This window comes from Mycobacterium sp. (genome assembly GCF_032162605.1).
Lineage (GTDB): Bacteria > Actinomycetota > Actinomycetes > Mycobacteriales > Mycobacteriaceae > Mycobacterium.
Window position 1 is genome coordinate 1 of sequence record NZ_JAVROT010000425.1, and the last position, 19,667, is coordinate 19,667.

The window sequence follows — 19,667 nt, forward strand, 5'->3', positions numbered from 1 at the left end:
CAGGTCAACCGGGCGTCCGGGTCCGAGGGCGGATCGACAGGTTGGAACGCGACGCGGAGGGCAGGCTCGTCGTCGCCGACGTCAAGACCGGGAAGAGTCCGGTCAGCAAGGACGATGCCCAGCGCCACGCACAGCTGGCCATGTACCAGCTGGCCATCGCCGAAGGTGTTCTGCCGCAGGGTGATGAGGCCGGCGGCGGTCGACTGGTCTACCTCGGCAAGATCGGCGTGGCAGGTGCCACCGAGCGCGACCAGAACCCGATGACGACCGACGGCCGCGACGAGTGGCGCGAGCGCGTCCACCAGGCGGCGGGTGCAACGAGGGGCCCGGAGTTCGTGGCCCGCATCAACGACGGTTGCGGGCACTGTCCGGTGCGGGCGATGTGTCCGGCTCAGGCTGCCTTGGGAGGGCGCTCTTGACGGGCCGCTACAGTCCGGCCGAGCTGGCGGATGCGCTCGGCATCTTCGCGCCAACCGAGGAACAGGCCGCGGTCATCGCCGCACCGCCCGGCCCATTGGTGGTGATCGCCGGCGCGGGTGCCGGCAAGACCGAGACGATGGCGGCACGCGTCGTGTGGCTCGTCGCCAACGGGTATGCTCGCCCGGGCGAGGTGCTCGGTCTGACGTTCACGCGCAAGGCGGCGGGCCAACTGCTGCGTCGCGTGCGCACCAGGCTCGCGCGGCTCGCCGGTGCGGGGCTGGTGCCCGGCGACCGGGCGGAGGTCGACGAGCACCCGTCGATCGGGACCTATCACGCGTTCGCAGGCACCCTGCTGGGGGAGCACGGCCTGCTGCTTCCGGTTGAGCCATCGACGCGGCTGATCGGGGAAACGGAACTGTGGCAGTTGGCCTTTCGCGTGGTTTGCGGATACGCGGAAGACCTGCAGACCGAGAAGTCCCCGGCGACCGTGACGTCGATGGTGCTTCGGCTGGCCGGCCAGCTGGCCGAGCACCTCGTCGACACCGATCAACTCCGCGACACCCACGTCGAACTGGAGCGGCTGGTGCACGCCCTGCCCGCCGGTCCTCGTCAACGCGATGGCGGGCCGAGCCAGTCGCTTCTGAAGCTGCTGGCGACCCAGACCGAGCGCACCGAGATCGTGCCGCTGATCGACGCGTTGCACGAGCGGATGCGGGCCGAGAACGTCATGGACTTCGGCATGCAGATGGCGGCGGCGGCCCGGCTCGCCTCGACGTTCCCCCAAGTCGGTGAGCAGCTGCGTCAGCGCTACCGGGTGGTCCTCCTCGACGAGTATCAGGACACCGGCCATGCGCAGCGCGTCGCGCTGTCGTCGTTGTTCGGTGGGGGTGTCGACGACGAGCTGGCACTGACGGCCGTCGGCGACCCCATCCAGTCGATCTACGGCTGGCGTGGTGCGTCGGCGACCAACCTGCCCCGCTTCACCACCGACTTCTGCCTATCGGACGGCACGCCCGCACCCACGCTCGAACTGCGCACCAGCTGGCGCAACCCGCCGCGCGCCCTGCACCTCGCGAACGCCATTTCGATGGAGGCGCGACGGCGATCGGTGGCGGTGCGGGAGTTACTGCCACGTCCTGGCGCGGAGCTGGGCACCATCACGTGCGCGCTGCTGACCGACGTGAGCATCGAGCGGGATTGGGTGGCGGATCACTTGGCGCAGATCTACCACGGCGCCGTCGGGTCCGGCGCGGACGCTCCCACGGCGGCGGTGCTGGTGCGGCGCAACGCCGATGCCGCGCCGATCGCCGACGCGCTCACCGCCCGCGGGGTGCCCGTCGAGGTGGTTGGGCTCTCCGGCCTGTTGTCGGTCCCGGAGGTGGCCGACGTCGTCGCGATGCTGCGCCTGACCGCCGACCCGACCGCGGGCTCGGCCGCGATGCGCATCCTCACCGGTCCACGTTGGCGGTTGGGCGCGACCGACGTGACCGCGCTGTGGCGACGCGCGGTGGAACTCGACGGCGCGACGGCGGACCGGTCGTCGACCACGCACATCGTCGCGTCCGCAGGCGCCGACGCCGACAGTGCATGTCTGGCCGACGCGATCTGCGACCCAGGCCGCCCGGACCGTTACTCGGCCATCGGCTACACCAGGATCGTTGCACTCTGCCGGGAGCTGACCACGCTGCGTGCCCAGCTGCATCACCCCTTGCCCGACCTGGTCGCCGAGGTTCGCTGGATGCTCGGGGTGGATGCGGAAGTCCGTTCCGCGCAGTCGGTTTCGGCGGGATGGTGCGGCACCGAGCACCTCGACGCGTTCGCGGACGTCGTCGCCGAGTTCGCGACACGCCCGTCGGCATCGATTTCCGGGCTGCTCGCCTTCCTCGATGCGGCGATGGACGTGGAGAACGGCCTCGCGCCGGCCGAGATCGCGGTGGCGAAGGACCGCGTGCAGATCCTGACCGTGCACGCAGCCAAGGGACTGGAGTGGCAGGTCGTCGCGGTGCCCCATTTGAGCGCGCGGGTGTTCCCGTCCACCGGCTCTTCGCGTACCTGGCTCACGGACGCCGCCGACCTGCCGCCGCTGCTGAGGGGCGACCGCGCGTCGGTGTCTGAGCATGGCGTGCCCGTCCTCGACACGTCCGATGTCTACGATCGAAAGGCCTTGTCCGACAAGATCGCCAATCATCGCAAGACGCTCGACCAGCGGCGCATCGACGAGGAGCGCCGCCTCCTGTACGTCGCGTTGACGCGCGCCGAGGACACGCTGCTGTTGTCGGGCCACCACTGGGGAGCCACCGAGGCCAAACCCCGCGGCCCCTCGGACTTCCTCCTCGAGATCAAGGACGTGATCGACCGGACCACCGCGGCCGCAGGGGACCCCTGCGGTGTCGTCGAGCAGTGGGCGCCCGCACCCGCCGACGGGGACGCCAACCCACTGCGGGACAACGTGATGGAGCGGTCGTGGCCCGTCGATCCGACAGGCGCCGGTCGCGGTGACGTCGACCGTGGCGCGGAACTCGTCGCCACGGCGATGGCCGCCGACCCAACGCGGGGCGCCGCTGGCAATGAGGACACCGATGGCTGGGCGGCCGACGTCGACGCACTGCTGGCCGAGCGGGAGCGGGCCATGGAACGGCCGCCCCTCGTGCTGCCCCCGCAGGTCTCGGTCAGTGCGCTGGTGGACATCGGTCGCGATCCCGAGGGCGCGGTCCGCCGGTTGCAGCGTCGCGTGCCGACCCGACCCGACCCGCAGGCGCTTCTCGGTACCGCGTTCCACGACTGGGTGCAGCGGTTCTTCCATGCCGAGCGGCTGTTCGACCTCGAGGATCTGCCTGGCGCGGTCGACGGTGAATTGGGTCTCTCCGAAGCCGAGCGGCTCGCCGAACTGCAAGCCGCCTTCGCCGTGTCGTCGTGGGCGTCGAGAACACCGGTCGACGTCGAGGTTCCGTTCGACATGATCATCGGCGGCACGGTTGTTCGCGGTCGCATCGACGCGGTGTTCGCCGACGGCGACGGCGGTGTCACCGTGGTGGACTGGAAGACCGGTGACCCGCCCGTCACTCCAGAGGCGTTGCAGCAGAACGCGGTTCAGCTCGCCGTCTACCGGCTCGCATGGGCCGCGACCGCGGGCGTGTCACCCGACTCGGTGCGTGGGGCGTTCCACTACGTCCGAAGCGGCCGGACCGTCGTACCCGCGTCGCTGCTCGGCGCCATCGAGCTGGCCAAGATTCTCGAGGCCGCTTAGCGAGGTGCGTTGCGATACACCTTGAGCGCCTGGGTGATCATCGGGATTTGCAGCGGCAGGCGGCCGATGGTGCCGATGCGCGCCGGCCAGCCCTTGTTCCAGAGCACCCGGACCGAGTTGACGTTCGCCGGGAAGACGCCGACGAACAACGCGATGGCTGCGATGGCGCCGACACGGCGAGTGCGCGGGGCCAGCAGCAGGGTGCCGGTCGCCGCCTCGGCGACGCCGGAGGCCAGCGTGTAGAAACGCGCGCTGCCCGGCAACTCGGCGGGGACGATGGTGTCGAACGGCTTGGGAGCGACGAAGTGAAGTACGCCCATGCCGACCAGCATCGCGCCCATGCGCTGGGCGGTGGCCTGGCTGTGCGTGCTGTCGACTGATGGTGTGAGAGAGGCCATGGTTACATTGTGCTGTGCGGCGCGTTGGGCGGATGATGGGCCTTCGTGGCCAAGGGTAGGTTGCGTCGCCGGCTGGCGGCGATCGATCAGACGCTGACCAGTCAGCCAGACCACACGCTGGTCGGCACGCTGCGGATCCCCGAGCCGTTCGTCAGCCCCGCTCGCAAGATCGTGATGCGGCTGATCTACGCGCTGGCGGCGCTGTTCGCCGCGGTGATCATCGTCTACCTGGAACGTGACGGCTACCGCGACGTCCAGGACAACCAGCTGTCGTTCCTGGATTGTCTGTACTACGCGACGGTTTCGCTGTCGACCACCGGCTACGGCGACATCACGCCGTTCACGCCGTCGGCGAGGCTGGTCAACGTGCTGGTGATCACGCCGTTGCGGGTTGCCTTCCTGATCGTGTTGATCGGTACCACGGTGGAAACCCTGACCGAGGCATCGCGTCAGACCCTCAAGATCCAGCAGTGGAGGAGAAGCGTGCGCGAACACACCATCGTCGTCGGTTACGGCACCAAGGGAAAGACCGCCGTCGCGGCCATGATCGGCGACGGCGCGAAAAGCGGCGAGATCGTCATCGTCGACACCGACCGGGCGGCGCTGGACCGTGCCGACAAGGCCGGGCTGGTGACGGTGCACGGGGACGCCAACCGGGCTGACGTGCTGCGGCTCGCGGGCGCGCAGCACGCCAAGTCGATCGTGGTCGCCACCAACAGCGATCCGACCGCCGTCCTCGTCACGCTGACGGCGCGCGAGCTCGCGCCCAAGGCGAAGATCATCGCCTCGATCCGTGAGACGGAGAATCAGCACCTGCTCCTGCAGTCGGGCGCGGACTCCGTCGTGGTGTCCTCGGAGACGGCGGGTCGGCTGCTCGGGATGGCAGCCAAGACGCCGACCGTCGTGGAGATGATCGAGGACCTGCTCACGCCGGACGCCGGATTCGCGATCGCGGAGCGCGACGTGTCCTCCAAGGAGGTCGGAGGTTCGGCGCGGCACCTACCCGACATCGTGCTCGGGGTCGTGCGCGAGGGACACCTGCTTCGGGTGGATGCACCGGAGGTCGATGCCATGGAACTCGGTGACCGATTGCTCTACATCCGCAACGCGGACGCTCGATGACCGGTCCCGGCGGGGGAGAGCGAAGCGACTCGGGGAATGTGCCCGGCGGCGCGTTCAAACTGCGCAACGTGCCCCTGCTGTCGCGCGTGGGCGCCGACCGGGCCGACGAGCTGCGCACCGACGTCGACGCCGCGGTCGCCGGCTGGAGCGATGCGCTGCTGCTGAAGGTGGACCGGCGCAACCAGGTCCTCATCTCGGGCGGCCGGGTCGTGCTCGGCAAGGCGGCGAAGCACTCCGCGAAGCCCGACGAACACGCGGTGTTCCTCGGCCGGATGGCGGACGGCAGGCACGTGTGGGCGGTGCGCGGCGCCCTGGACGGACCCGAGGACCCGCATGCCGAGTCGGAGGTGCTCGACCTGCGCCGGGCGGGTTCGATCTTCGACGACGTCAGTGCGCAACTGGTCGCGACGGCCACCGCACTGCTCAATTGGCATGACAGCGCCCGCTTCAGCGCCATCGACGGATCGCCGACCAAGATCCACAAGTCGGGGTGGTCCAGAATCAACCCCGTCAACGGGCACGAGGAGTTCCCGCGCCTCGACCCGGCGGTCATCTGCCTGATCCACGACGGCCACGACCGTGCGGTGCTGGCTCGTCAGACCGTCTGGCCGGAGCGGCTCTTCTCGCTCATCGCGGGTTTCGTCGAAGCGGGTGAGTCGTTCGAATCCTGCGTCGTGCGCGAGGTGGCCGAGGAGATCGGGCTGAGCGTCACCGACGTCACGTACCTGGCGAGTCAGCCGTGGCCGTTTCCGCGCTCGCTGATGGTCGGCTTCCACGCGATCGGCGACCCGGAGCAGGAGTTCTTCTTCAGCGACGGCGAGATCGCCGAGGCCGCGTGGTTCACCCGGGCCGAGGTTCGCGATGCGCTGGCCGACGGCGACTGGAGCAGCGACTCGCCGTCGCGGCTACTCCTGCCAGGGTCCATCTCCATCGCCAGGGAGATCATCGAATCCTGGGCGTACGCCGACTGATTCAGGCGGCGAGCTTGGCCTGGACGGCCTTGAGGTTCGGGTTGGTCAGCGTCGACCCGTCGGCGAACTTCACCGTCGGGACGACGTGGTTACCGCCGTTGACCGAGCCGACGAACTCGGCTGCCCGGGGGTCGTCCTCGATGTCGACCTCGGTGTAGGCGATGCCCGCGGACTTCAGAGCGGTCTTGAGCCGGGCGCAGTAGCCGCACCATGTCGTGGAGTACATGGTGAGCGGGGCCTTGGCAGCTGTTGTCATACCTGTTGTCATAGCCGACTCAACGTAACGGACCCACCGGGTACTGCACCATCCGGCCGTGGGTCATGCGGCGTAGCGCACGTCGGATCAGACTTTGTCGCCGCGTCCTGCCAAGATGGACGCCATGCCGTCCCAGGCTCCCGTGGCCGCCTCCCCACCGCTCAGTCGGCCGCTTGATCGTCTGACTGGCGACCTCGACGATGAGCAGCGCGAGGCGGTGCAGGCGCCGCGGGGTCCGGTGTGCGTGCTCGCGGGCGCAGGCACCGGAAAGACCCGGACGATCACCCGGCGGATCGCCTATCTGGTGGCGGCCGGTCACGTGGCGCCAGGCCAGGTGCTGGCGGTGACCTTCACTTCCCGTGCCGCGGGGGAGATGCGCAGCAGGCTGCGGTCGCTCGACGAGCAGGGCGCCGACGGTGTTGGCACGGCGTCGGTTCAGGCGATGACGTTCCACGCGGCGGCCCGACGCCAGCTGCAGTACTTCTGGCCGCGGGTGGTCGGCGACACCGGGTGGGAGCTGCTCGACAGCAAGTTCGGCGTCGTCGCTCAGGCCGCGAACCGGGCGTCGATCCAGGCCAACACCGACGCCGTGCGTGACCTCGCCGGTGAGATCGAGTGGGCGAAGGCATCGCTGATCAGTCCGGAGGGCTACGCGGCGGCGGTCGCCGAGGCTGGTCGCGACATCCCGCTCGACGCCGCCAAGATCGCCACCGTCTACGCCGGGTACGAGGCCATGAAGGCGCGCCGCGACGGCACCGCGTTGCTCGACTTCGATGACCTGCTGCTGCACACCGCCGCGGCCATCGAGAACGACGCCGCTGTCGCCCAGGAGTTCCGCGACCGGTACCGCTGCTTTGTCGTCGACGAATACCAGGACGTCACACCCCTGCAGCAGCGGGTGCTCAACGCCTGGCTGGGCGAGCGTGACGACCTGACGGTGGTCGGCGACGCGAACCAGACCATCTACTCGTTCACCGGTGCCACGCCCGCCTATCTGCTCGACTTCTCACGCCGTTTTCCCGACGCCGCGGTGATACGACTGGAACGTGACTACCGCTCCACGCCGCAGGTGGTGTCACTGGCCAACCGCGTCATCGCGGTCGCGCGCGGGCGGATGGCGGGCAGCAAGCTGCATCTGGTCGGCCAGCGCGATGCCGGGCCCGCACCCACGTTCAGTGAGCATCCGGACGAAGTCGCCGAGGCCACCGCCGTGGCCAAGTCCATCAAGAAGCTCATCGGTTCGGGCACGGCCCCGTCGGAGGTCGCGGTGCTCTATCGCATCAATGCGCAATCGGAGGTGTACGAGGAGGCGCTCACCGCGGCCGGCGTGGCCTACCAGGTGCGGGGCGGGGAGGGTTTCTTCAGCCGCCAGGAGGTCCGGCAGGCGTTGGCGGCGTTGCAGCGGGCATCCGAACGCGTCGACGCGGTGGGTATCGAACTCCCGGCGGTCGTCCGCGAGCTGCTCGAGCCGCTCGGTCTGACCGCCGAGCCGCCGCAGGGCACCAAGGCCAGGGAGCGGTGGGAGGCGCTGCTCGCGCTGGTCGAGCTCGTGGAGGAAGAGGTTGCGCAGCGACCGTCGCTCGACATGCGCGCCCTGCTCGCTGAACTGCGCCAGCGTGCCGACGCGCGTCACCCGCCGGTCGTACAGGGTGTCACCCTGGCGTCGCTGCACGCGGCGAAGGGCCTGGAGTGGGACGCGGTGTTCCTTGTCGGCCTGGCCGACGGCACGCTTCCCATCTCGCACGCGCTCGCGCGTGGCGCCGACAGCGAGCAGGTCGAGGAGGAACGCCGCCTTCTCTACGTCGGCGTGACGCGGGCGCGGATCCACCTGGGGCTCAGCTGGGCGCTGGCACGTTCGCCGGGCGGTCGGCAGGGCCGGCGCCCGTCGCGCTTCCTCAACGGCGTCGCTCCGCAGGCGAGCACGGACGACGGGCCCAGCAAGCCGCGGCGGCAGCGGGCGGCCACTTCGCGCTGCCGAGTGTGCGGCGGGGCATTGAGCAGTCCGGCCTCGATCATGCTGCGCCGCTGCGAGACGTGCCCGTCGGACCTCGACGAGGAATTGTTGGCGCAGCTCAAGGAGTGGCGCCTCGTCACCTCCAAGGCGATGAAGGTGCCCGCCTACGTGGTGTTCACCGACAACACCCTGATTGCCATCGCCGAAACCCTTCCGGCCGACGAGGCCGCTCTCGTCGCCATCCCGGGTATCGGCGCTCGCAAGCTCGAACAATTCGGTCCCGACGTCCTCGCGCTTGTCAAGGGCCGGCGCTGACCCAGCGCCAAACCGCCAAGATTCGCAAAGATCGCGCCAAACTCGCAGGTCAGAAATTCGCTTGTCGATTTTGGGTGTTAACGTCTAACCTCATAACCGTCTAATCCGGTGAGCAGAAGGGAGGAGCCAAACATGAAGATCATTCAGAATTCCGGCGTAGCCATCGCTAGCGCTGACGTCATGTCGTGGCCCCTCTACGTCGCTGGACCCGCCGCCTCGGCGGCGCATTCGGCGGTTGCCACGCATGTCGCCATTCCGGCGATTGAGCGACGCACCGCCGCCGCGACCGTCGCGTCCGTGAATCGGGGCCCCACCTAGGAAGCCCACGAAAGCCAACTGGCCACGGACCCGACACCGGATCCGTGGCCAGATTTTTCGGGACATCCGAACACCTGGTCGCAGATCCATCAGAAGACAGATGGCTGATCGACTTAGACCAGGAAGAAGGTGTATCGGACATGTCTCCGCAGACATGCCGCGAGAGGGCGTTTTCGGCGGTCCCGTGTCACGTCGGTGACCCGGACCTGTGGTTCGCCGAGAATCCCCTCGAGTTGGAGCGGGCCAAGACGCTGTGCGCAGACTGCCCGATCCGGCGGCAGTGCCTCGCCGAGGCGCTGGAACGCGAAGAGCCGTGGGGGGTTTGGGGCGGCGAGATCATCGACCGCGGAACCGTGGTGGCGCGGAAGCGCCCAAGAGGCCGCCCGAGAAAGAGTGAGAAGAATCCCGTTGAAAACCCGGCAGCCGCATAGCCGGACCGAGGCCGCCTAGCCCCAACGCATTGCTGGGGTTAGGCTGCCTCTTCTGCGAACCCCGGGATGAGTTCCAGCGCAAGCGCTTTGGTCGGGATGTGCGCATCGAGCTGACACGAGATCGCGACGTTGGACGCGATGACCCGCATCGGAATGGCCAGCTTGGCGGGAATGTCCATCTGGCGGGCCGTCTTGATCGAGTCGACCGAGAGCTCCATGTTGGCGGCGGCCATCTTCTGCAGCCACTTGCGGGTGTAGTGGAACACCTCGACCTCGAGTGGCTCGACGTACTGGCGCAGCATGTCGTCGATCTCGCGCGACGAAACCTGTTGTCCGCGTTGAATGAAACCGATCTTCTCCATCGTCGGAAGCAGTTTGCCGTAGTCCTTCTCTAGTGCGTAGCGGACGGTCAGTCCCAGCTCGATCGGGATACCGCCGGGCATCGGGGCCACGGCGCCGAAGTCGAGCACACCCAGTTTGTCCCCGGGCAGCAGCATGAAGTTTCCCGGATGCGCGTCGCCATGCATCATCTCGATGCGCCTCGGGGCGTCGTAGGTGAGCTCGAAGAGTCGCGTACCCACGATGTCGCGCTGCTCGGGCGTGCCGTTGCGGATGATCTGCGCCATCGGGATGCCGTCCATCCATTCGGCGATGACGACCTTGGGCGAGCTCGCGACGATCGCCGGTACCACGAAGTGCGGGTCGTCGCGGTACCCCTTGGCGAAGACGCGTTGGTTCTCCGCCTCGAGCCGGTAGTCGAGTTCCATCTCGGTGCGTTCGATCAACTCGTCGACCACGCCCTGGACGTCGGCGCCTGGGGACAGCTGTTTGAACACGTACACGAGCCGCTTCATGGTCTTCAGATCGGCTCGCAGCGCCTCGTCGGCACCGGGGTACTGAATCTTGACGGCGACCTCGCGACCATCGGACCAGACCGCCTTGTGAACCTGCCCGATGCTCGCCGAAGCGATCGGGGTGTCGTCGAACGAGGTGAACCGCTCCCGCCACTTGGTACCGAGTTGGGCGTCGAGGACGCGGTGCACCTTGGCCGCGGGCAGTGGGGGGGCGTCCTTCTGAAGTTTGGTGAGTGCCTCGCGGTACGGCTCGCCGAACTGCTCGGGAACGGCGGCCTCCATGACGGAGAGCGCCTGGCCGACCTTCATGGCACCACCCTTGAGTTCGCCGAGGACGGTGAAGAGTTGGTTGGCCGCCTTCTCCATCAGCTCCGCGTTGACCTGGTCCCTCGACGAGCCGGTCAAACGCTTTCCGAAGCCGAGGGCCGCGCGGCCCGCGATGCCGACGGGCAAGCTTGCGAGCTTCGCATTACGGGCCGCTCGTCCACGCTTGATGTCTGCCACTCCACCATCATCCATTACGAAGCTGGACGGACCGCCGCGAAGTGCCAGCGATCTCTGTGAGCGCGCCCACCCGGCGCGTTGCGGGTCCCCGTCAGCACTCGCACCGGGGGTGACGTGGCCAACGGCGGCTCACCGTGGAACCTGTCCGGACGTCGAACTCCAGCGTGGTGTCCAGGGTCGGCGGCGGTTCGCCCGCGCGGCGCGGGTCATCGGACTCGTGCACGGCCTGGATGACGCGGTCAACCTGGTTGAGCGCGAGCGCCGCGGTGCCGAGCATGGTCGCTCGGTCAGCGCTGCCGACTGCGTCCCGCAACTGGGCGGCGACGGCAGGCCATGCCGCATCGCGGTCGCTGCGGTACAGGTCCGCGCAGCCCAGACAGCTCGTGACCCCGGGAATCACCAACGGACCGACCAGCCCCGTCCCGTCGCGCACCCGCACCGGAAGGTGCGGAATCCGTGCCTCGTGCAGGTCGCGCAGGACCCGCGGATCAGCGACGAGGAAGTCAGACAACACCACCAGGTCAACGGTTCCCGGTGTGACACCCGCATGGCTGAGCCTGCTTTGGCGGACCCTGGCCCCCGAACACCGCAAGGCGCTCGCCAGGAGGTCCGACAGGGGGCCACGGCCGTGGATGCGAATCGACGCCGACCGGGTGCGCGGCGGTGTGGTGGTCGCCAGCCCCGCCTCGACGAGGGATGTCACCAGTTCCGTCATTGCCGACGCGTCGACGATTCCCCGATTCAGCGCCAGCGCCCTCAGGTCGCTCGCCGAGACACCGGACTGCATCGCGCGCAGCAGGTCGGCCAGCGCGGCTGCCGATAACCCATCGGGTGGGTGGACCAACATCGCGCGCCGCGGGTCCCATCCCACCTGCACCGCGCCATCCGGCCTGACCAACACCGGCATGGCCGGGTTGAGGGTGTGGCTCGACATGCGACGACTCTGCCACGGGACGCCGCTACCGCGTTTTAGTTATCCACAGGCCCTGAGCTGGGCCCCGGATCGGAGCCCTTCTCCTCGTCGTTGAAGTCCTTCTCGAGGTCGGCGATCGCCTGGTCCATGCCGCTGGTGTCGCCGCCCACCACGCGGTCGATGAAGCCTGCGGGTTCGTCGAGATCGTCTGCGCCGGGAAGCAGGTCGGGGTGCTGCCAGACCGCATCACGGGCGTCCGCGCCGACGCCCTCGGTGAGCCGCTCCCACAACACCGCCGCCTCCCGCAGCTTGCGAGGGCGCAGTTCCAGTCCGACGAGGGTCGCGAAGGTCTGCTCGGCGGGCCCGCCGGTGGCGCGTCGCCGACGGAGCGTCTCGCTCAGCGCCGACGCGCCGGGAATCCGGTCGCCCAGCGCAGCGGTCACGACGGTCTGCACCCAGCCTTCGATGAGGGCCAGCAGCGTCTCAAGGCGTTCGAGCGCCGCGACCTGTTCTGGCGTCGACTTCGGTTCGAAGATGCCCTGATTGAGCAGTTGCTCCATGGCCGAGGGGTCACCGAGTGAGGCGGGATTGAAGCCCGCGGCGAGGTCCTGGATCCCGCTCATGTCGACCTTCATGCCACGGGCGAAGGCCTCGACGGCGTTGAGCAACTGCGTCGACAGCCACGGCACGTGGCTGAACAGGCGGTGGTGCGCGGCCTCGCGCGCGGCGAGGAACATCATGATCTCGCTGCGTGGCTGCTCCAGTCCCTCGGCGAGGGACTCGATGGCCTCGGGCATCAGAGCCGACACTCCCTTGGGTCCCAGGGGCAGCCCAATGTCGGTGGAGGTCAACACTTCCTTCGACAGCGTGCCCAGGGCCTGGCCGAGCTGTGAACCGAAGGCCATGCCACCCATCTGGGTCATCATCGCGAGAAGTGGACCCGCCATGGCCTTGGCCTCCTCGGGCAGCGCCGAGGCCCACACCGTCGACATCTGCTCGGCGACCGGGTCACACAGGCGCTTCCACGTGGCGAGCGTGTTGTCGACCCACTCGCTGGGCGTCCACGCCACGGCGGTCGCGGTGCCCGCCGGGAGGGGAGTCACACCGTCGAGCCAGGTGTCGGCCAGGCGCACGGCGTCGACGACGGCTGCTCTGGTCTTCTCTGGCACGGGTTTGACGAAGCCGATGGAACTGGACGCCAACTGGCGGGCCAGGTCGTAGTTCACGGGGCCGGACTGGGCGCCACCCGACGTCGTGGCGCCTGCGCCACTGAACATCTCGCCTAGTCGGGAGAAGATCTGACCAAGGTTGGACATGTCGAATTCGCCGCCCCCGAATCCGAATGGATCCGATTGCGACCCCTTGTCCGGGTCTTTCTTGCGGTCGTCTCGCTCGGGGTCGTCTCCCGAGGAGAAGCCGAAGGGCAGGTCAGCCATGGCTTCCACGGTACTCACCCCTCGGCCGTGGCGCGGGGTCCCGGGTCACGCTGAGAGTGAACTCGAACGCCCCGGCGAGCGCTGGGAGGGGGAAAATGGGCGTGAGCCTTACTGTGGGCACCGTGAACAGGCGGGTAATGACCCTGGTGGTGGCGCTGGTGCCGATCGTGGCGTTCGGTCTGCTGATGTCCTTGGTGACGGTGCCGTTCGTGGCACTCGGTCCTGGTCCGACGTTCAATACGCTCGGAGAAGTCGAGGGAAAGCAGGTCGTCGACATCCATGGCACCGAGGTGCATCCCACGTCAGGGCACCTCAACATGACCACGGTCAGCCAGAGCGACGGTCTGACGCTCGGCCAGGCGTTGCAGCTGTGGATGTCGGGTGACGAACAACTCGTCCCGCGCGACCTGGTGTACCCGCCGGACAAGTCCAAGGACGACATCGACAAGCAGAACGCAGGGGACTTCAAGCAGTCGGAGAACAGCGCCGAGTACGCCGCGCTGGGCTACCTCAAGTACCCGCAGGCTGTCACCGTCCAGAACGTCACCGACCCGGGGCCGTCGGCGGGGAAGCTGCAAGAGGGTGATGCGATCGACCTGGTCAATGACCAACCCGTGGCCAACCTCGAGCAGTTCACCGCCATCCTGAAGACGACCAAGCCGGGTGAGCAGCTGGTGATCGACTATCGCCGCAAGGACGGCTCCCTCGGCACGACGACGGTCACGTTGGGCAAGAACCCGGACCGCGACTACGGCTTTCTCGGCGTCGGGGTGCTCGACGCGCCGTGGGCGCCGTTCAAGATCGACTTCAACCTCGCGAACATCGGCGGCCCGTCGGCCGGTCTGATGTTCAGCCTCGCCGTCGTCGACAAGCTGACGACCGGCGACCTCAACGGCGGCAAGTTCGTCGCGGGCACCGGGACTATCGCGGGAGACGGCAAGGTCGGTCCGATCGGCGGTATCTCTCACAAGATGTACGCCGCGCAGGAGGCCGGGGCGACGGTGTTCCTGGTCCCCGCGCAGAACTGCGACGAGGCCACGGCTGCCCACGACGACGGTCTGCAACTCATCAAGGTCGAGGACCTCGCCGGTGCCATCGGCGCACTGAAGACTTATTCCGCCGGTGGCGAACCGCCCCATTGCTGAGAAGTCGCTTCGCAGCGAATGCGTAGAGTTGTGGCACGCCGAATCGCGGCGCCACGACTTACGGGGCGAGCGAAGCGACGGAGACGGCGATGTCACGGACCTGTGGCACCTGAGACTGGAGTTGACGAGTGGGGATGCGGCCCGCGGCACGGATGCCGAAGCTGACTCGACGTAGCCGGATTCTGATCGGGATCGCACTCGCGGTCGTCCTGTTGTTGCTGATCGGCCCGCGCCTGATCGACGCCTACGTCGACTGGTTGTGGTTCGGGGAGCTCGGGTACCGGTCGGTGTTCACCACCAAGCTGATGACGCGATTGGTCGTGTTCCTGGCGGCCGCGTTGCTCATCGGTGGAGTGGTGTTCGCCGGCCTTGCGCTGGCTTACCGAAACCGTCCGGTGTTCGTCCCCACCGCGGGACCCAACGACCCCGTCGCGCGCTACCGCACCACCGTGATGGCCCGGTTGCGGCTGTTCGGCCTCGGCCTGCCGTTGTTCATCGGGTTGCTGGCAGGCATCGTCGGACAGACCTACTGGGTGCAGGTCCAGCTGTTCCTTCACGGCGACAAGTTTGGCGTCACCGATCCGCAGTTCGGCATGGATCTCGGTTTCTACGCGTTCGACCTGCCGTTCTATCGATTGGTGCTCAACTTCCTCTTCGTCGCGACGTTCCTGGCTCTCGTCGCGAATCTGCTCGGCCACTACCTGTTCGGTGGCATCCGGCTCGCCGGTCGGACCGGCGCGCTGAGCCGCTCGGCGCGCATCCAGCTCGTCACGCTGGTCGGCACCCTGGTCCTGCTCAAGGCGTTCGCGTACTGGCTGGACCGCTACGAGCTGCTCAGTCATACACGTGGGGGCAAGCCGTTCACCGGCGCCGGCTACACCGACATCAACGCGGTACTGCCCGCCAAGCTGATCCTGCTGGCCATCGCTCTGATCTGCGCGGTCGCCGTCTTCTCCGCGGTTGTGCTCCGCGACTTGCGGATACCCGCGATCGGCGTGGTGCTGCTCCTGCTGTCGTCGCTCATCGTGGGTGCGGGCTGGCCGCTGATCGTCGAGCAGTTCAGCGTCAAACCCAATGCCGCGCAGAAGGAAAGCGAGTACATCAGTCGCAGCATCACCGCGACCAGACAGGCCTACGGGCTCACCGACCAATCGGTCACCTACCGCGACTACAGCGGTGACGCGCAGACCACCGCGCAACAGGTGGCCTCCGACCGGGCGACGACGTCGAACATTCGCCTGCTCGACCCCACCATCGTCAGCCCCGCATTCACCCAGTTCCAGCAGGGCAAGAACTTCTACTCCTTCCCCGACCAGCTGGCGATCGACCGCTACAACGGCCGCGACGGCAATCTGCGCGATTACGTGGTCGCGGCGAGGGAACTCAACCCGGACCGGCTGATCGAAAACCAGCGGGACTGGATCAACCGCCACACCGTCTACACGCACGGCAACGGTTTCATCGCGTCGCCGGCCAACACGGTGCGCGGCGTTGCGAACGACCCGAACCAGAACGGTGGCTACCCCGAGTTCCTGGCCAGTGTGGTCGGTGCCAACGGCAGCGTCGTGCAGCCGGGCCCGGCACCGCTGGATCAGCCGCGCGTCTACTTCGGTCCGATCATCGCCAACACGGCGGAGGACTACGCGATCGTCGGCAAGAACGGCACCGACCGCGAGTACGACTACGAGACCAACACGGACACGAAGAACTACACCTACACCGGCACCGGCGGCGTGCCGGTCGGGAACTGGTTGGCGCGCAGTGTGTTCGCGGCTAAGTTCGCCGAACGGAACTTCCTGTTCTCCAACGTGATCGGCCAGAACAGCAAGATATTGTTCAACCGCGATCCGGCGAAGCGTGTCGAGGCGGTCGCGCCGTGGCTGACCACGGACACCGGCGTGTACCCGGCGATCGTCAACAAGAAGATGGTGTGGATCGTCGACGGGTACACCACGCTCGACAACTACCCCTACTCGGAGCTGACGTCACTGTCGTCGGCGACCGCGGATTCGAACGAGGTGGCGCTGAACCGGTTGCAGCTCGACAAGCAGGTGTCCTACATCCGGAACTCGGTGAAGGCCACCGTCGACGCCTACGACGGCACCGTCACGTTGTACGCGCAGGACGAGACCGACCCGGTGCTCAAGGCGTGGATGTCGGTCTTCCCCGGCACCGTCAAGCCGAAGAGTGACATCTCACCGGAGCTGCAGGAGCACCTGCGCTACCCCGAGGACCTGTTCAAGGTGCAGCGGGCGCTGCTGGCCAAGTATCACGTCAACGATCCGGTGACGTTCTTCTCCACGTCGGACTTCTGGGACGTCCCGCTCGACCCGAACCCGACGGCCAGCAGCTTCCAGCCGCCGTACTACATCGTGGCGAAGGACATCGCCTCCAACGACAGTTCGGCGTCCTTCCAGCTGACCAGCGCGATGAATAGATTCCGTCGGGACTTCCTGGCTGCCTATATCAGTGCCAGTTCCGACCCGGCCACCTACGGCAAGATCACCGTGCTCACGATCCCCGGCCAGGTGAACGGTCCCAAGCTGGCCTTCAACGCGATCAGTACCGACACGGCGGTCAGCCAGGACCTCGGCGTCATCGGCAGGGACAACCAGAACCGGATCCGCTGGGGCAATCTGCTGACGTTGCCGGTGGCTCAGGGCGGCCTGCTCTACGTGTCACCGGTGTACGCCTCGCCGGGAGCCAGCGACGCGGCGTCGTCCTACCCCCGGCTGATTCGTGTCGCGATGTTGTACAACGACAAGGTCGGCTACGGCCCCACCGTCAGCGACGCGTTGGATGAGTTGTTCGGCGCCGGCGCAGGAGCCACTGCGACCGGTCCTGCGCCGACGGATCTTCCCAACGGGCAGCAGTCGCCGCCCGCTGGTGCTCCGCCGAACGGTCAGCCGCAGGCCACCCCGCCGCCCAATCCTCAAGGCCGGGCCCCCGAGGTGTCGGTCCCGGTGGCGGTGCCTGGTGGAGCGACGCAGCTGACGGCGGCAAAGGCCGCTGCGCTGCAACAGGTTCAGACGGCGTTGGACGCGATGCAGCAGGCTCAGCAGGGCGGCAACTTCGCCGAGTACGGGCAGGCTCTGCAGAACCTGGACGACGCGATGAACAAGTACCGGGACACGAAGTAGTCCACTAGGTTCCTCAGGTGCGTTATCGGTTGCTCGGGCCGCTGCAGGTCGTGCGCATCGAGTCGGCCACCGACGAGCGCTTGCGCGAGGAGTCGACTGGCACCGACGAGCGCTTGCGCGAGGAGTCGACTGGCACCGAGGTGCAGGTCGACATCGGACCGCCGAAGCAGCGCGGTGCTGGCCGCCCTGCCGCTGGCGCGCCGTCGCGTGGTCTCCGTCGACGGCCTGATCGACGCGCTGTGGGGCGACGACGGTCCCGGTAGCGCGCGACGGCCAGCCTCCATGCGTACGTCGCCAACCTGCGCTGGGCGCCGCGCGACGGCGGTTCGGCGTCGCCGATCGTGCGGCAGTCACCGGGCTACTACCTCGCGGCCGGGCCCGACGACGTCGACCTGAGCGAGTTCTCGGCGGCAGCGGCGAGTTCGGCAGCGGTGGTCGAGGCGCAGCGCTGGGATGGGGCACTGGCAGCGGCTGACGCCGCAATGGCGTTGTGGCGCGGTCAATTTCTGGAAGACCCGCACGGCGAGCATTGGAGGTCCGCCGTCTCGGCATGCGTGCAGTGGAAGCGCGGCGCTCGCGTTGACCTGACCAGCCGCGTCCGACGACCGGCTTGGAGATTCCTTGGATCGCCCGCGTGCCTGCGCGCCAAGCCGACGCCAAGCGGCGTCGATGAACCTTGCGACGACGAGAAACCGAATCGATGAAGGGAACGTCCGATGAGCCCCCACGCCCCGACCCAGGTCGACGACGACATGGTCGAGCTGCGCACGCACACGAGGGCGCCCGTCGCGCTCCCTGGAGAGCGGGTGTGTACGAGCGTGCCACGCCGTGGAACGTCGCGGTGCCCGTGCGGCCCGCTGCGGTTGTGCTGGCGTCCACTGCGAGCGACGTCGCCGACGTGATGCGGTTCGCAGCCGAGCGGGGGTTGAGAGTGGCCGTCCAGGCGACGGGCCACGGTGCGACGGCGATCGGCGCCGACAACGTCCTGGTTCTCACCGCAGGCATGACGGGATGCGTCGTGGACGCCCTCAGCTGGACCGCTCGCGTCGGTGGCGGGGTCACGTGGCGAACGGTGCTCGACGCGGCCACACCGCACGGTCTGGCGCCGCTGTGCGGCTCGGCGCCCGCAGTGGGCGTCGTTTGGCTACCTGACCGGCGGCGGCATCGGCCCGCTGGTGCGCACCGTCGGGCTGTCCGCCGACCACGTGCGGGCGTTCGTATTGGTGACCGGGTCGGGCCAGGTGCTCCGCATCACCCCCGACGAACACGTCGACCTCTTCTGGGGTCTGCGGAGCGGCAAGTCGATGTCCGGCATCGTCACCGCCGATGAGATCGACCTGCTGTCGATCGCCGAGTTCTATGGCGACGCAATATACTTCGACCGAGCTCACACCGCCGACGTATTCCACGCTTGGCGGCAGTGGAGCGCCCGACTGCCGGATGACGGTCGCCGTGCGCGACGTCGCGCCGATCCTCATCGATGCCATCGGCGTGATGCCCTACGCCGCCATCGGTCCCGGGCACGCGGATCCGGTGGACCCCATGCCCACCCACGAGCCCCACGCGCTGTTGCGCGAACTGAGTGCGGAGACCGTCGATGAGATCCTCGCCGCGTGCGGCCCGGCGTCGAACTCGCCGCGGACGATCGTCGAGCTCAGGCTCCTCGGTGGTGCGCTGGCCCATGAGCCGCGGCACCGCAGTGCCTTCTGCCACCGCAACGCCGCCTACGCGCTGTCGGTGATCGGTGTTCTGGCACCGCCAGCCGGTGGCGGGGTCGTTGGGCACGCAGCTGCGCTGGTGTATGAACTGACGAGGTGGTCGACCGGAGGCCAGATGCCGAACTTCGCGCCGTCGGCCGATCCCACGTGGCTCACGCGCTGCTACAACGAAGACACGCTGCACTGTTTGAGGGCGCTCGCGCATCGCTACGATCCGGCTTCCGTGATGCGCTGATCACCGGATTTGGACTCTGCCAACAGCTTCGGTAACCTCTTGTTTACCCGTCGCGGGGTGGAGCAGCTCGGTAGCTCGCTGGGCTCATAACCCAGAGGTCGCAGGTTCGAATCCTGTCCCCGCTACCAGCGGAAATGGCCCCAGAGGTACGACCTCTGGGGCCATTTTCATGCCCGTCGGACACGCATTTGGACACGTTAGCTAGGTATCTGAGTTAACTGTCCTGCGCCTTCGTTGCCGAATTCCAGCCTTTTGGCGAGCGTAATGGCGTTTCTCTCTCGGGCGCCGCT

16 protein-coding genes, 1 tRNA gene and 1 pseudogene are annotated in these 19,667 nt (G+C 67.8%); 13 read left to right on the forward strand and 5 right to left on the reverse strand.

The window, feature by feature from the left end:
• Positions 1 to 419, forward strand: a 419-nt coding sequence (locus QOI01_RS23880) for a RecB family exonuclease (RefSeq protein WP_526385361.1), incomplete at its 5' end; no start/stop codon positions are given.
• Positions 416 to 3,667 carry an ATP-dependent helicase gene (locus tag QOI01_RS23885; protein WP_526385363.1) on the forward strand — a complete coding sequence of 1,084 codons (3,252 nt, stop codon included), beginning with the start codon at positions 416 to 418 and terminating at the stop codon, positions 3,665 to 3,667. The genes QOI01_RS23880 and QOI01_RS23885, both read left to right, overlap by 4 nt.
• On the opposite strand, the gene QOI01_RS23890 is transcribed toward QOI01_RS23885, so the two are convergent.
• On the reverse strand, positions 3,664 to 4,065 hold the full coding sequence (locus QOI01_RS23890; protein WP_526385365.1) for a DoxX-related protein: 402 nt from the start codon (positions 4,063 to 4,065) through the stop codon (positions 3,664 to 3,666). The genes QOI01_RS23885 and QOI01_RS23890 overlap by 4 nt on opposite strands.
• A 45-nt stretch (positions 4,066 to 4,110) precedes the next feature.
• Between QOI01_RS23890 and QOI01_RS23895 the strand changes: the two genes are divergently transcribed.
• Both QOI01_RS23895 and nudC read left to right on the forward strand, forming a co-directional pair.
• Positions 4,111 to 5,187: a potassium channel family protein gene (locus QOI01_RS23895; protein ID WP_526385367.1), complete on the forward strand. Its 1,077-nt coding sequence runs from the start codon at positions 4,111 to 4,113 to the stop codon at positions 5,185 to 5,187.
• Positions 5,184 to 6,158: an NAD(+) diphosphatase gene (gene nudC, locus QOI01_RS23900; protein WP_526385369.1), complete on the forward strand. Its 975-nt coding sequence runs from the start codon at positions 5,184 to 5,186 to the stop codon at positions 6,156 to 6,158. Before QOI01_RS23895 ends, nudC begins: the two co-directional genes overlap by 4 nt.
• A gap of 1 nt (position 6,159) precedes the next feature.
• Here nudC and mrx1 read toward each other — a convergent pair whose 3' ends face one another.
• Positions 6,160 to 6,414 (reverse strand): mycoredoxin Mrx1, encoded by a 255-nt coding sequence (gene mrx1, locus QOI01_RS23905; RefSeq protein ID WP_526385371.1) that lies wholly within the window; start codon positions 6,412 to 6,414, stop codon positions 6,160 to 6,162.
• A 124-nt stretch (positions 6,415 to 6,538) separates the two neighbouring features.
• Here mrx1 and QOI01_RS23910 point away from each other — a divergent pair, with 124 nt between their 5' ends.
• The 3 genes from QOI01_RS23910 (at position 6,539) to QOI01_RS23920 (ending at position 9,432) form a co-directional block, all read left to right on the forward strand.
• On the forward strand, positions 6,539 to 8,683 hold the full coding sequence (locus QOI01_RS23910) for a UvrD-helicase domain-containing protein (RefSeq protein ID WP_526385373.1): 2,145 nt from the start codon (positions 6,539 to 6,541) through the stop codon (positions 8,681 to 8,683).
• A gap of 132 nt (positions 8,684 to 8,815) precedes the next feature.
• Positions 8,816 to 9,001 (forward strand): hypothetical protein, encoded by a 186-nt coding sequence (locus QOI01_RS23915; protein ID WP_526385375.1) that lies wholly within the window; start codon positions 8,816 to 8,818, stop codon positions 8,999 to 9,001.
• Between the two features lie 140 nt (positions 9,002 to 9,141).
• Complete coding sequence (locus tag QOI01_RS23920) at positions 9,142 to 9,432, forward strand: WhiB family transcriptional regulator (RefSeq protein WP_526385377.1); 291 nt, start codon at positions 9,142 to 9,144, stop codon at positions 9,430 to 9,432.
• 38 nt (positions 9,433 to 9,470) lie between these two features.
• Here the strand turns inward: QOI01_RS23920 and QOI01_RS23925 are convergent, their stop codons facing one another.
• From QOI01_RS23925 to QOI01_RS23935, 3 genes are all read right to left on the reverse strand, one after another.
• Positions 9,471 to 10,805, reverse strand: coding sequence for a macrolide-binding ATPase MABP-1 (locus tag QOI01_RS23925; protein ID WP_526385379.1), 1,335 nt, complete (start codon positions 10,803 to 10,805; stop codon positions 9,471 to 9,473).
• 76 nt (positions 10,806 to 10,881) lie between these two features.
• Entirely contained in the window at positions 10,882 to 11,724 is an 843-nt protein-coding gene (locus QOI01_RS23930; RefSeq protein WP_526385381.1) for a bacteriocin biosynthesis cyclodehydratase domain-containing protein, read from the reverse strand.
• Between the two features lie 35 nt (positions 11,725 to 11,759).
• On the reverse strand, positions 11,760 to 13,139 hold the full coding sequence (locus QOI01_RS23935) for a zinc-dependent metalloprotease (RefSeq protein ID WP_526385383.1): 1,380 nt from the start codon (positions 13,137 to 13,139) through the stop codon (positions 11,760 to 11,762).
• A 122-nt stretch (positions 13,140 to 13,261) separates the two neighbouring features.
• On the opposite strand from QOI01_RS23935, the gene QOI01_RS23940 reads away from it, so the two are divergent.
• From QOI01_RS23940 to QOI01_RS23965, 6 genes and pseudogenes are all read left to right on the forward strand, one after another.
• Positions 13,262 to 14,284: a YlbL family protein gene (locus tag QOI01_RS23940; RefSeq protein ID WP_526385385.1), complete on the forward strand. Its 1,023-nt coding sequence runs from the start codon at positions 13,262 to 13,264 to the stop codon at positions 14,282 to 14,284.
• 128 nt (positions 14,285 to 14,412) lie between these two features.
• Entirely contained in the window at positions 14,413 to 17,424 is a 3,012-nt protein-coding gene (locus QOI01_RS23945) for a UPF0182 family membrane protein (RefSeq protein WP_526385387.1), read from the forward strand.
• A 17-nt stretch (positions 17,425 to 17,441) separates the two neighbouring features.
• Positions 17,442 to 17,687, forward strand: coding sequence for a hypothetical protein (locus QOI01_RS23950; RefSeq protein ID WP_526385389.1), 246 nt, complete (start codon positions 17,442 to 17,444; stop codon positions 17,685 to 17,687).
• Positions 17,688 to 17,765: 78 nt separating this feature from the next.
• Positions 17,766 to 18,128: a BTAD domain-containing putative transcriptional regulator gene (locus QOI01_RS23955; RefSeq protein WP_526385391.1), complete on the forward strand. Its 363-nt coding sequence runs from the start codon at positions 17,766 to 17,768 to the stop codon at positions 18,126 to 18,128.
• Between the two features lie 12 nt (positions 18,129 to 18,140).
• Positions 18,141 to 19,377: pseudogene (locus QOI01_RS23960) on the forward strand (FAD-binding oxidoreductase).
• A gap of 51 nt (positions 19,378 to 19,428) precedes the next feature.
• Positions 19,429 to 19,505: transfer RNA gene (locus QOI01_RS23965), tRNA-Met, on the forward strand.
• The last annotated feature ends 162 nt before the right edge of the window (positions 19,506 to 19,667 follow it).